The 11865-nt window shown below is 72.4% G+C and carries 10 protein-coding genes; 3 read left to right on the plus strand and 7 right to left on the minus strand.

All coding sequences use genetic code 11. The features are described 5' to 3' along the window. Nucleotides 1–210 precede the first annotated feature (210 nt). The 5 genes from ligA to NBM05_RS03470 all read right to left on the minus strand — a co-directional run bounded on the left by ligA (nt 211) and on the right by NBM05_RS03470 (nt 6340). On the minus strand, nt 211–2439 hold the full coding sequence (gene ligA / locus NBM05_RS03450) for an NAD-dependent DNA ligase LigA (RefSeq protein WP_373689274.1): 2229 nt from the start codon (nt 2437–2439) through the stop codon (nt 211–213). Between the two features lie 2 nt (nt 2440–2441). Continuing rightward, complete coding sequence (locus NBM05_RS03455) at nt 2442–3620, minus strand: PP2C family protein-serine/threonine phosphatase (RefSeq protein ID WP_309248103.1); 1179 nt, start codon at nt 3618–3620, stop codon at nt 2442–2444. After that, a complete protein-coding gene (locus tag NBM05_RS03460; protein WP_254165135.1) occupies nt 3617–4756 on the minus strand; it encodes an adenylate/guanylate cyclase domain-containing protein in 1140 nt (379 codons plus the stop codon). Before NBM05_RS03460 ends, NBM05_RS03455 begins: the two co-directional genes overlap by 4 nt. Nucleotides 4757–4883: 127 nt before the next feature. Continuing rightward, nucleotides 4884–5381 carry a PH domain-containing protein gene (locus tag NBM05_RS03465; protein WP_254165137.1) on the minus strand — a complete coding sequence of 166 codons (498 nt, stop codon included), beginning with the start codon at nt 5379–5381 and terminating at the stop codon, nt 4884–4886. After that, entirely contained in the window at nt 5378–6340 is a 963-nt protein-coding gene (locus tag NBM05_RS03470; protein WP_254165138.1) for a biotin--[acetyl-CoA-carboxylase] ligase, read from the minus strand. The genes NBM05_RS03465 and NBM05_RS03470 overlap by 4 nt, the downstream gene beginning before the upstream one ends. 254 nt (nt 6341–6594) lie before the next feature. Between NBM05_RS03470 and NBM05_RS03475 the strand changes: the two genes are divergently transcribed. The 3 genes from NBM05_RS03475 to NBM05_RS03485 all read left to right on the plus strand — a co-directional run bounded on the left by NBM05_RS03475 (nt 6595) and on the right by NBM05_RS03485 (nt 8794). Further along, the gene (locus NBM05_RS03475; RefSeq protein WP_254165139.1) at nt 6595–6879 is read left to right on the plus strand and encodes a YciI family protein; all 285 of its coding nucleotides are present in this window, start codon (nt 6595–6597) and stop codon (nt 6877–6879) included. A 66-nt stretch (nt 6880–6945) separates the two neighbouring features. Next, entirely contained in the window at nt 6946–8577 is a 1632-nt protein-coding gene (locus NBM05_RS03480; RefSeq protein WP_254165140.1) for an acyl-CoA carboxylase subunit beta, read from the plus strand. 25 nt (nt 8578–8602) lie between these two features. Further along, nucleotides 8603–8794, plus strand: coding sequence for an acyl-CoA carboxylase subunit epsilon (locus tag NBM05_RS03485; protein ID WP_254165141.1), 192 nt, complete (start codon nt 8603–8605; stop codon nt 8792–8794). 1385 nt (nt 8795–10179) lie between these two features. Here the strand turns inward: NBM05_RS03485 and NBM05_RS15570 are convergent. Then, the gene (locus NBM05_RS15570) at nt 10180–10983 is read right to left on the minus strand and encodes a CHY zinc finger protein (RefSeq protein ID WP_309248104.1); all 804 of its coding nucleotides are present in this window, start codon (nt 10981–10983) and stop codon (nt 10180–10182) included. A 138-nt stretch (nt 10984–11121) separates the two neighbouring features. Further along, nucleotides 11122–11784, minus strand: a complete 663-nt coding sequence (locus NBM05_RS03500; protein WP_254165142.1) for a DUF1345 domain-containing protein — start codon at nt 11782–11784, stop codon at nt 11122–11124. Between the last annotated feature and the right edge of the window lie 81 nt (nt 11785–11865).

An 11865-nucleotide genomic window follows, 5' to 3' on the forward strand; every position in this document is an offset into this window, starting at 1 on the left:
GCCTCGGACGTTGATAACGATACAATAACGTTTTTGGAGTTGGCAACCAGATTTTTGCCTGATCCTCAACTTTTTTCGGCCCGCGTCACGAATGGGCATCCGTGGAGCTCGATGGGCACGAGTGCCAGACTATGGGCCCTGCGGATAGGGGGTCAACCCCCTCGTCTATGCTTAAGATCACAGAACGATAACGCTGTCAAGTCGAACGACTTATTTTTCATCTTGCTCTTGACTAGGTGAAACGGCGGCGGGGCCCTCGTTCAGCAACCGCGTGAAGCCGTCGTTGTCCAGGATGGTGATCTTCAGCTGCTCGGCCTTGTCCAGCTTGCTGCCCGCGTTCTCGCCGGCCACCAGGAAGTCGGTGTTCTTGGACACGGACCCCGAGGCCTTCCCGCCCCGGAGGATGATGGCCTCCTTGGCAGAGTCCCGCGTGTAGTCCTCGAGCGTGCCCGTCACCACCACGGTCAGGCCCGCCAGGACGCGCGGGATCGAGGCGTCCCGCTCGTCCTCCATCCGCACCCCGGCGGCCGCCCAGCGGTCCACGATCTCCCGGTGCCACGGCTCGGCGAACCACTCCGTCACGGCCGCGGCGATGGTGGGCCCGACGCCGTCGGTGTCCGCCAGCCGCTCCTCGCTCGCCTCCCGGATGCCCTCCATCGTGCCGAACTCGGTCGCGAGCGCCCGCGCGGCCGTGGGGCCCACGTGCCGGATGGACAGGGCCACGAGCACGCGCCACAGCGGCGTGTCCTTCGCCTTCTCCAGCTGCTCGAAGAACGTCCCGGTGTTCTTGGTCGGCACGGACGGCTTCTTCGGCGTTCCCCGCGTGTAGAAGTACGGGACGAGCTCGGTCTCCCCCGGCTGCGCGCCCTTCCCCCGCTTGGCCCGTTCGATCCTGACGTCCGCCAGGTCCTCCGGGGTCAGGTCGAACAGGCCCGCCAGGCCCGTCAGCGGCGGCGCCTCGGGCTCGGCCGGCTGGGTCAGCGCCCGCGCGCCCTCCTCGCCGAGCGCCTCGATGTCGAAGGCCCCGCGCCCCGCGGTGTGCGTCAGCGTCTGCCAGAGCTGCGCCGGGCAGGAGCGGGAGTTGGGGCAGCGGATGTCGACGTCGTCCTCCTTGGCCGGCGCGAGCTCCGTGCCGCAGGAGGGGCAGTGGGTGGGCATGACGAACTCGCGCTCCGAGCCGTCGCGCAGCGCGGTCACCGGCCCCACGATCTCGGGGATGACGTCGCCCGCCTTGCGGACCACCACGGTGTCCCCGATCAGCACGCCCTTGGCCTTGACCACGTCCTGGTTGTGCAGCGTCGCCATCTCCACCGTGGAGCCGGCGACCTTGACCGGCTCCATCAGGCCGAACGGCGTCACGCGTCCGGTGCGCCCCACGCTGACGAGGATGTCGCGCAGCCTCGTGTTGACCTCCTCCGGCGGGTACTTGTACGCCACCGCCCAGCGGGGCACGCGGGAGGTGTGGCCCAGCAGCTGCTGGGTCCGGAAGTCGTCGACCTTGACCACGATGCCGTCGATCTCGTGGACGAGGTCGTGGCGCCGCTCGCCGTACTCGGCGATGAGCCCGAGGATCTCGTCCTCGGAGCCGAGGAGGCGCGTGTAGGGGCTCACCGGCAGGCCCCACGCGGCCAGCAGGTCGTAGGTCTCGCTCTGCGAGGCGGCCTCCAGGCCCGTGCGGGAGCCGATCCCGTGGGCGAACATCGAGAGCCGGCGCCGGGCGGTGACCTGGGGATCCTTCTGGCGCAGCGACCCAGCCGCGGCGTTGCGGGGGTTGGCGAAGGGCGCCTTCCCCTCGGCCACGAGCCCCTCGTTGAGCTCCTTGAAGTCGGCCGAGGCGATGAACACCTCGCCGCGCACCTCGATCTCGCTCGGGTGGCCCTCGCCCGCGAGGCGCTGGGGGATCTGGGCGATCGTGGCGACATTGTGCGTGACGTCCTCGCCCGTGGTGCCGTCGCCGCGCGTCGCGGCGCGGACCAGCTCGCCGTCGCGGTACAGCAGGTTCACGGCCAGGCCGTCGATCTTCAGCTCGGTCAGCCAGGCCGGCGCGCTGCCGGGGCGGACGTTCTCGATCGAGGCCGCGGCGCGCTGCAGCCAGGCGCGCAGCTCGTCCACGGAGAAGACGTCCTCGAGGGAGTACATCCGCTCCAGGTGCTTGACCGGGGCGAAGGCCACGGAGACCTCGCCGCCGACCTCCTGGGTGGGCGAGTCGTTGGCGACCAGCTCCGGGTTCTCCGCCTCCAGGCGCTCGAGGTCCCGGTACATCGCGTCGTACTCGGCGTCGGAGATCGTGGGCGCGTCCTCGACGTAGTACGCGGTCCGGGCCGTGCGCACGCGCTCGACGAGCTCGGCGTAGCGCTCCTTGAGCTCCTCGCGGGGGATCTCCCGCTCGACGTCCCGGGTGGCCTGCTCTGCCCTGTGCTTCTCTTCGCTAGTCACGATTCCTATTGTGACCCATCGCGGGGCTCCTCCCGCGCACCGGCCGGAGGCTCGCCCGGCGTGGCCCGGGGCTCGCCCGGGGCGTCCTGCGCCTCCCCCGGGGCGGCCTGCGGGCTCCGACCGTCGGCGTCGACGGTGGTCTCCTCCGGGGCCAGCGGGCCGTCGGGGCGGGAGCCGCCGCGCGAGGGGTCGGAGAGGTCCTTGGCGTTCCAGGTGTCGAGGTCGATGACGCCCTCCTCGGCGGCCTGCTCGTGCACGCCGTCGGTGTCGCCGTCGCAGCCGTGGTTCCGGCAGGAGCCCTCCGGGACGGCGTCGACCACGATCACGGAGATGTTGTCCCGCCCGCCGGCGCGGATGGCGGCGGCCTGCAGCACGTCCGCGGCGTCCTTGGGGTGGGCGACGGTGGCGAGCACGCGCGCCATGTACTCGTTGGACAGCTCGCCGGACAGCCCGTCGGAGCACATCATGAGGCGGTCCCCGGGGTGCGCCGGGATGACCCAGAAGTCCGGCTCCCAGTAGTTCCCGGTCCCCAGGGCGCGGGTGATCACGTTGCGCCGCGGGTGGGTCAGCGCCTCCAGGGCCGTGATCTGCCCGGTGTCCACGAGGTACTGGACCTCGGAGTGGTCCACCGTGACCTGCTCCAGCTCCACGCCCTGCGGGGCGCTCTGGGACATCGAGGTCGAGTTCTCGGTGATCGGGGCGTCCTCCTCGCGGCGCAGCCGGTAGGTCCGGGAGTCGCCCACGTTGAAGATGATCCACATGTTCTGCTCGCCGATGCGGGTCAGCCACGCACCGGTCAGCGTCGTGCCCGCGCGCATGTTGCCCGCGGTCTTGATGTTCTCGTCGGCCTCGCCGATCACGTCCTTGATCTCGCGCAGGACGCCCATGATGCGCTCGTTGAGCCGGCTGGTGGCCCGACGACGCCGGCGGAACAGCCCGCGCTGCTCCTCCGGCTCCTCGGTCGAGTCCTCGACGGCGAAGGAGCGGGTCGCGAACAGCGGGGAGGCGGAGAGGGTGTTGACCGCGATCGAGCTGGCGACCTCGCCGGCCTCGTGGCCGCCCATGCCGTCGGCCACGACGCTGAGGTTCCCGGAGGTGACCAGGGAGTCCTCGTTGTTCTTCCGGTGGCAGCCGCGGTGGGTGGTCGCTCCCAGGCAGGTGGCCAGCTCGACGGATTCGGTCATTCGAAGTCGATCTCCAGTTCGGTTCCCACGCCCTGAGTCACCGACACGGGCTGGACGTCCCCGAAACCACGCACGTTGCGCGTCCCCTGGGGGAACATCACGAACCGTTCGTCGCCTTCGAGCACGTTGGCGGTTGAGGCGTCCGTCAGGACGGAGCCGGGCTCGGCCAGCGCCACCAGGCGCGAGGCGAGATTCACGGTCGGGCCGTAAACATCTCCCAGCCTAGGCAGAATTCTGCCCCAGACAAAGGCAACGCGCGCGTTCGGCAGCTCGGTGTCCTCGCGGATGATCTTGGACAGCGCCAGGGAGATGCGCGCGCCGGCCTCGGGCGACTCGGTGAGGAACAGGACCTCGTCGCCCACGGTCTTGATGATCCGGCCGCCGCCGACCGCGATCACCTCGGCGCAGCGCTGCTCGAAGTGCTGGACGAGGCTCGCCAGGGTCTTCTCGCTCATCTGGCGCGAGAGGGAGGTGTAGGAGACCAGGTCCGCGAAGCCGATGCCGCGGACCAGCGGCAGGGCGCGGAAGTCGGCGTCCTGGTCCTCGTCGGGGTCCTCGGAGGGCTTCTCGACCTTGAGCGCGAGCCGCACCACGGCGGCGTTGAGCTGGCGCCGGTAGCCGTAGCGCATCAGGCCCTCGAGGTTGTCGATCAGCTCCGGGAGCATGTTCAGCAGCTGGCGCCGCGCCTGGGCGTCGGTGATGTCCCGGGCCGCGACCATGTCCTCCACGATCGCCTCGATCTGCCAGGCGACCATGCGGTCCATCATCTGGCCCACCGAGCGGACGATCGACAGGGCGCCGTCCTCCGTCACGAAGCCGTCGCGGACCATCTCGGAGACGGTCGCGAGCGCGTCGGAGTCGGCCTCGGTGAAGTAGACGTCGTCGTCCTTGAGGTTGGGCATGCCCAGGGCCCGCCAAATCTTCCGGGCGGAGAGCAGCGAGATCTCCGCCTCCTGCGCGGCCTCCCGCCGGCGCATCCACCGGTTCTCCCCGAGCAGCGCGCGCTCCAGGGCCCCCACCGCCGCCTTGGCTTCCTCCGACCGGTACAGGTTGAGCTGGGCCGGGTTGTGCAGATTCAGCTGGCTCGTCTGGGGCCCCGTGTACACCGGGCGCTCGTCGGGGCTCTCCTGCGTCACGGGCCGATCCACCTCATTCGTCACTCGTCATCACCACGCGGGTTCCCGGCAGGACCGCCCTCGTCCGCGCGGGCCTCCGCCCGGCGGCTCGATCATGCCTCAGCTCACACGTCTGGCACTGGGAAGCTTACACCGGGGCCCGCGGGTCGCGGAGTTCGCCGAGGTAGCGCCCGCGGTATTCATCACACATTCGGACGAAACGCCCAGGCTCCTTCTGGTAGGTCAGGTCGAAGCTCTGCCCCCGCGCCCGCACCCGGACCGTGCCGAACCCCGTCCACCGGGCGTAGGGACCGCGCGGGCCCCTGACCTCCTCGACCGTCTCCCACGGGATGGCCAGCGGCAGGCGCCCGCCCAGGCCGCGGAAGATGACGACGCGGCGGCTGGTCAGCGCGTAGCCGGTCACGGCCCAGCGGTACCCGCGGACCAGGGCGTAGACCACGGCGGCGACCAGGACGATCGGCGCGGCCGCCGACCACCCGGCCGAGAGCGAGCCCAGCACCTGCAGCATGCTGGCGAGGAAGACGCCGAGCAGCAGCACCGCGAGCGGCCGCAGCAGCTTCATGGGGTGGGCACGGTTGCAGGTGACCACCTGCTCGCCGGCCATCAGGGGCGCGCGGTACCTCACGGGCGGCCCCCCTCCGTCTCGGCCCGCGGGGCGGGCGACGCCGCGTCGGGCGCGGTGGGGCCCTCGGCACCCGCCCCGGGGCCCCAGGTGCCCGACTCGGGACGCAGGTGCACGACGTCGCCCACGGACACCGCCACGAGCTCGCCGTCGTCGGCGCGCACCACGAGGGCGCCGTCCGCGTCGACGTCCTGGGCGAGCCCGATCAGGTCCGGCTGCCCCTCGGAACGCTGGACGCGGACCCGGCGGCCCAGGGTGTCCAGGGCGCCGCGCACGGTCTCCAGCAGGGCGGGCGCCCCCGGCGTCGCGGTCAGCACGGACCCGCCGGCGGCCTCGAAGTCCGCGACGAGCCGCCTGAACCGCTCGATGACGCCGATCAGCAGCTCGGTGCGGTCGACCTCCCCGCCGGCCTCGATCAGGAGCGAGGTCGCCGCCTCGGAGGGCAGGTCCTCGGGCCGCAGGCCGGTGTTCACGCCCACGCCCACGACGACGCCGAGGCGGCCCGCGGCGTCGTGCGCCGCGCGGGCCAGGATCCCCGCGATCTTGCGCCCCCCGACGAGCAGGTCGTTGGGCCACTTGAGCTCGGCCGGCAGGCCGGTCTGCTCGCGGATCGCCCCGCGGACCGCCAGGGCGAGCAGGAGGGTGAGCCAGTGCAGGGACTCGGGGGGCAGCGTGGGCCGGGCCGCGTCCTCGCGGGCGGGGAGGACGGCGAAGGAGACGATCGCGGAGCTGCCGCGCGGCGTCGTCCAGGTGCGGTCCCGGCGGCCGCGCCCGGCGGTCTGGTGCTCGGTCAGCAGCGCGTGCAGGTGTCCCGGGGCCCCCTCGGGCCCCTCGGCGAGGCGGCGGACCAGCTCGTCGTTGGTGGAGGTGAGGCTGTCGATCACCTCGACCGCGGCCCCGGAGAGCCGGGGATCCTGCGTCGGCCCCGGGATCAGTCGCCCCGTCTCGAGTGGTGCTGGCATGGCCGTCCTTTCCGTCCTTCCCCGGGTCCTGCGGCGTGCGCCGCGCGTGGTGCCCGCGGCGGTCGCCGCGGAGGGTGCGGGATGCGTCCGCCGCGGGCCGGTGCCGGGCGGTCGTGCCCGACGCCGGTGCCGGGCGCGCGTGCCCGGGCCTGCCGCCGGGCCGTCGCCCACAGGCGCGGCGGCGCAGCGCGCGGCGGGCTCCCCGTGGGCTAGTTTAGAGGTGCACGACCGACGACGAGCGCGAGGACCCTTCGATGCCCCAGCATTTTGCCGTGACCTACTCCTACGGACCGGCCGAGGAGCAGGCCAAGCACCGCCCCCAGCACCGGGCCTACCTCGGCGCGCTGGTGGAGCGCGGCTGCCTCAAGGCCTCCGGGCCGTTCACCGACGAGCAGGCGCCGGGGGCGCTGCTGATCTTCGAGGCCGAGTCGCCCGCCGAGGTCCAGGAGCTGCTCGACGCGGATCCCATGGTCACCGGGGGCGCGGTGACCGGCGTCGAGATCCGCAGTTGGAATCCGGTTCTGGGTACAGTAGGTTAGCCGCTGTCTCCGGCACATCGCCGTGCCGGACCCCCGCATCCCGAGCCATCTCGCACTGAGGACGTCATGACCGAAGAACTCTCCCGCACTGCAACAGGTGACGCTCAGGCGGCGCCCGGTCCGGACCTGACCACCACCGCCGGCAAGATCGCGGACTTCTACGCCCGGCGCGAGTCCTCGTGGCTGCCCACGGGCCAGGCCCCGGTGGACCGCCAGCACTCCCGCGGGAAGAACACCGCCCGCGAGCGGATCGAGATGTTCCTGGACGAGGGCTCCTTCGTGGAGTTCGACGCCCTGGCCACCCACCAGTCCACCGCCTTCGGCATGCAGAAGAAGAAGCCGCTGGGCGACGGCCTGGTCTCCGGCTACGGGACCGTGGACGGGCGCCTGGTCGGCATCTACTCCCAGGACTTCACCGTCTTCGGCGGGTCCCTGTCCAAGGCCAACGGCGAGAAGATCGTCAAGGTGCAGAAGTTCGCGCTGCGCAACGGCTGCCCGGTCATCGGCATCAACGACGGCGGCGGGGCCCGGATCCAGGAGGGCGTGTCCTCGCTGGCGATGTTCGCCGACATCTTCCGGATGAACGTCCGCTCCTCCGGCGTCGTGCCCCAGATCTCCGTGATCATGGGGCCCTGCGCGGGCGGCGCCGCCTACTCCCCCGCGCTGACCGACTACGTGATCATGGTCGATAAGAGCTCGCACATGTTCATCACCGGGCCGGATGTCATCAAGACCGTGACCGGCGAGGACGTGGACATGGAGACCCTCGGCGGCGCGACGTCGCACAACTCCGTCACCGGCACCTCCCACTACCTCGCGGAGGACGAGGAGGACGCCTTCGACTTCCTGCGCGAGCTGCTGGAGTTCCTGCCCTCCAACAACCTCCAGGACGGGCTGACCCTCGACCACGACCAGGACCCCCAGATGTCGGTGGACGACCTGGACCTGGACACCCTGATCCCTGATTCTGCCAACCAGCCCTACGACATGCGCGCCGTCATCGAGACGGTCGTGGACGACGGCCACTTCCTCGAGATGCAGGCCCTCTACGCGCCGAACGTCATGATCGGCTACGGCCGGGTCGAGGGCCGCACGGTCGGCATCGTCGCGAACCAGCCGCTGCAGTTCGCCGGCACCCTGGACATCGCCGCCTCGGAGAAGGCCGCCCGCTTCGTGCGGCACTGCGACGCCTTCAACGTCCCCATCCTCACCTTCGTGGACGTCCCCGGCTTCCTGCCCGGGACCGAGCAGGAGTTCAACGGGATCATCCGGCGCGGGGCCAAGCTGATCTTCGCGTACGCCGAGGCGACCGTCCCCCTGGTCACCGTCATCACCCGCAAGGCGTACGGCGGGGCGTACATCGTGATGGGCTCCAAGAAGCTCGGCGCGGACGTCAACCTCGCCTGGCCCACGGCGCAGATCGGCGTCATGGGCGCCCAGGGCGCGGTCAACATCCTGTACCGCCGCGAGCTGGCCGCCGTGGCCGAGGCGGGCGAGGACGTCGAGGCCAAGCGGGCCGAGCTGATCCAGAAGTACGAGGAGGAGCTGCTCAACCCGTACCAGGCGGCCGAGCTGGGCTACATCGACTCGGTCATCGCGCCCTCCGAGACCCGCGTGAACATCATCAAGTCCCTGCGCGCGCTGCACGACAAGCGCGCCGCGATGCCGGCCAAGAAGCACGGCAACATCCCGCTGTAGGCCCGGACCCGTGAAGGAGTCAGCCATGGAACCGAACGACGCGCAGCGCCCGCTCTTGTCCGTCGTCAAGGGCGAGCCCAGCGAGGAGGAGCTCGCGGCGCTCACGCTGGCCGTGCTGTCCCGCCGGGGCGGCGCGGACCCCGGCGCGGGCCCGCCTCGAGCAGGCGACCGCACTCGTAGGCCTCGCAGACGGAGGGCGCGTGCGGTATCGCGGTGAGCGGCTCGACCCCCAGGGAACGCGCGACGTCGGCGTCGGTGACGTCGACGTACCGCGGGCCCACGGCCACCGGGATCAGCGGCAGCAGGGGCGACCAGCGCCGCAGCAGCTCCCGGCCGCGGCGGAGGCCGCGCAGCGTGAAGGGGACCAGCACCACCAGCGCGGAGCACCGGGACAGCCACCGCCCCTCCGAGGGCCCCGCGGGGGCGAGCTCGGCCGCGCTGCCGAGGTCGACGATCGCGGAGGCCTCCCGGCTGAGGAGGGTCGCCAGGTCCCACGGGGCGACCGGCCCGGCGGCGCCCCACGCGGGGAGTGGGCCGGCGTCGGGTGCGGGAGACGACGCCCGTTCGAGGGGGGAGATCGGCAGATCGGAAGCCGGGGCCGGGGCGCCGGGGAGCAACTCGTCCCCGGCCGTGAGGATCGGCAGCCCCTGCGCCGCGGGCAGGGAGCGCAGCAGCGCCGCCGGGTCCGGAGTCCGCGGCAACCGGGCGACCTCGGCCCAGCGCAGGCCGGGCGCGGGCGTCGGCGAGACGCAGGAGTCCAGGCCGATGCTGGACGGCACGGCGTCGACCACCACGACGGGCTCGCCGCGGTCGAGGAGGCGATCCGCCAGCCACAGGCAGACCGAGGAGGTCCCGATGCCGCCGCTGATCCCCACGACCCCGATCCGCGGCATGGTCGCGGGCGCCTCCTCCCGCGCCGCCAGGCGGTCCGCCAGCCAGCCGCGTCCCTGCGGCAGCACGACGACGGAGGGCGCGGCCCACCACCGCGCGAGCTCGCTCGCGACCTGCCACGGGTCCGCGCCGTGCTCCCGCCCGGCCACCACCACGGCCGGCCCCGGTCCGGGCCGTCCCGGCTCGCGGCCGAGGTGCGCGAGGAGCTCGGGCACGCATTCGGCCTCGATCACCAGGGAGTCCAGCGGCCCCCACAGGGGCGGGGCCCCCGACTCGTGGAAGCGCAGGGGGCGCTCCGCCGCCTGGGCGACGTCGGCCACGGTGCGCCGGAAGACCGGGTCACGGCCCCACGCCAGGACCGGCCCGCCACCCGGCTCCGCGGATTCGGGACGGTTCGGAGGAAGGGTCTTCGGCCCGGTGGAGGTCGCGGAGCTCGCGGCGCCGCGGATCGGAGGATGGAGGGGTCTGCTGAGCGGGTGCGATTCGATGGGCATGGGGTCAGCATGTCGGTTGGCCGAGAGGGTGGAGCGTCCTCGTCGAGGTCTTGGGCGGAGGATGTGGACGCTTGCCTATGGGTTGGCCGAATCGCCTCGTCTGGGGACGGCGTCGGGAGCCGCAGGGGCCCCGCCCAGCGGTTCTCCCCGCCTGCGGACGCGACGGCTCCCCGCGGGCGCGGACCGGGCCGGCGGCGCGCCGCGGCCGTACGGCGGCTCAGTCGTCGAAGTACAGGTGCCGATGCAGCGAGCAGCGCTCGTTGAACCGCGCGCCGCACCGGGGGCACGCGGGCGCGCCCAGGTACTCCGAGACGGCCAGCTCGGACCGGCACACCCCGCACAGGATCGCCTTCTCCGCGAGGCTTCCCGCGGGCCAGGTCCGCGCGCGGTGCCCCGCCGCGGCCTCGTGGCACGCGTGGCACGGGTAGAACTCGCCGCAGCAGGCGAAGCGGATGGCGACGACGTCGACGTCCCGGTGGTAGTGGACGCACCGGGTCTGCTCGTCGATGGTGGGGCCCAGCACGCGGGGCGCGGTCGGGCCGGAGCTCGCGGCCGGGCCGGGGCGCGATGCGGCGCGCTCGAGCATCTGCTCCGTCCGCGCGTACTTCGCCACCAGTCGCTCCCGCACCTCGGGGTCAAGCCGCGCGAGGCGCGAGGGGTCGGTGTTGTCCCGCAGGTCCGCCCGCTTGACGATCGCGGCGAGCGCGTCGTCGCTCACCCGGGCGCAGTAGCGCTCCGGGGCCTCCCCCGGGCGCTTGGTCATCGCGTCCACCGCGGCGCAGATCCTCTCGGGGAAGTCCCCGCGCAGCTCGGCGAGGCTCACCCCGGTGTCCTCCACGACGTCGTGGAGCCAGCCCACGACCTGCGCATCCGTGCGCTCCGCTCCCTCCCGCGCCAGCTCCGCCGCGTAGCCGGCGACCCGGCGCGGGTGGTCGATGTACTCGGCGCCGGCCTGGTCCCGCTGGCCGGCGTGCGCGCGGCGGGCGAGCGCCTCCGCTCGCCGGATCGGCTCCTCGTCCATGGGCTCCCCTCCCTGGGCGGACCATCGGCGACGCGACTCCCCCGCCGTCCGCCGGGCGGGGCTCTCGGAAGATCACTCTACGGGGGGCCGGCAGCGCCTCGCCCCGTCTCCAGCGGTCGGCGCCGCGGGCGCCCTCCCTCAGCCCCCGAGCCCCCCGAACAGGAGCGAGACCATCATCGCGATGATCACCGAGTTGAAGGTGAAGGCGATGATGACGTTGGTCGCCCCCAGCCGCCAGGCCCGGCGGGAGGAGAAGCTCGCGGAGACCGTGGCGGCCATCGTCGACATGAACACGGCGAGCACCACGAAGTCGCTGAGCCTCGTCCTCTCGGCGTAGGGGATGACGATGTGGCGCTCGGAGGACAGCAGCGCCAACCGCAGGTAGGCCTGCGCGAAGGAGAAGACCATCAGCACCCACGAGGTCGCGACCGTCAGCAGCGCCAGCGCGACGTAGACGGGCTCCGCCCGGAACTGCTCCCGCTGCGCGATCACCAGCGTCACCGCCACCGCGACGACCGCCGCCGTGACGGTCGTGTTCGCCGTGTCGAAGCCGCCGCCCAGCCGCCGGAGCCATCTGCCGCGGGTCCTCTGCTCCCGCCGGGAGTGACGCTCGAGCTCGTCGCCGCCGAGGCGGCTGTAAGCCCACAGGCTCCAGAGGACGTAGGTGCCCCCGTAGACCGGCCACGAGATGATGTAGGTGACCACGACCGCGTCCCAGGAGTCGGTGATGCGGAAGTCCGTGAGGCCGGCCAGCGCGACCGCGGCGACCGCCGTCACGGCCAGCGAGATGATGCCGGACATCCAGGATCGGAACGCGTCGGTCCGCATCTCGGCTCGTCTCACGGTGCGCACCCGCCCTTCCCGGACCCTCTGCCCCGGCCC

This window comes from Rothia santali (genome assembly GCF_024199905.1).
In the GTDB taxonomy this organism is placed as follows: domain Bacteria; phylum Actinomycetota; class Actinomycetes; order Actinomycetales; family Micrococcaceae; genus Rothia; species Rothia santali.

Bases quoted from the DNA above. Each gene is read 5' to 3' on its own strand.
- NBM05_RS03455 (WP_309248103.1), bottom strand. From the start codon at position 3,620: ATGACCGAATCCGTCGAGCTGGCCACCTGCCTGGGAGCGACCACCCAC.
- NBM05_RS03470 (WP_254165138.1), bottom strand. From the start codon at position 6,340: ATGCCAGCACCACTCGAGACGGGGCGACTGATCCCGGGGCCGACGCAG.
- NBM05_RS03475 (WP_254165139.1), top strand. From the start codon at position 6,595: ATGCCCCAGCATTTTGCCGTGACCTACTCCTACGGACCGGCCGAGGAG.
- NBM05_RS03480 (WP_254165140.1), top strand. From the start codon at position 6,946: ATGACCGAAGAACTCTCCCGCACTGCAACAGGTGACGCTCAGGCGGCG.
- NBM05_RS03485 (WP_254165141.1), top strand. From the start codon at position 8,603: ATGGAACCGAACGACGCGCAGCGCCCGCTCTTGTCCGTCGTCAAGGGC.
- NBM05_RS15570 (WP_309248104.1), bottom strand. From the start codon at position 10,983: ATGGACGAGGAGCCGATCCGGCGAGCGGAGGCGCTCGCCCGCCGCGCG.
- NBM05_RS03500 (WP_254165142.1), bottom strand. From the start codon at position 11,784: ATGTCCGGCATCATCTCGCTGGCCGTGACGGCGGTCGCCGCGGTCGCG.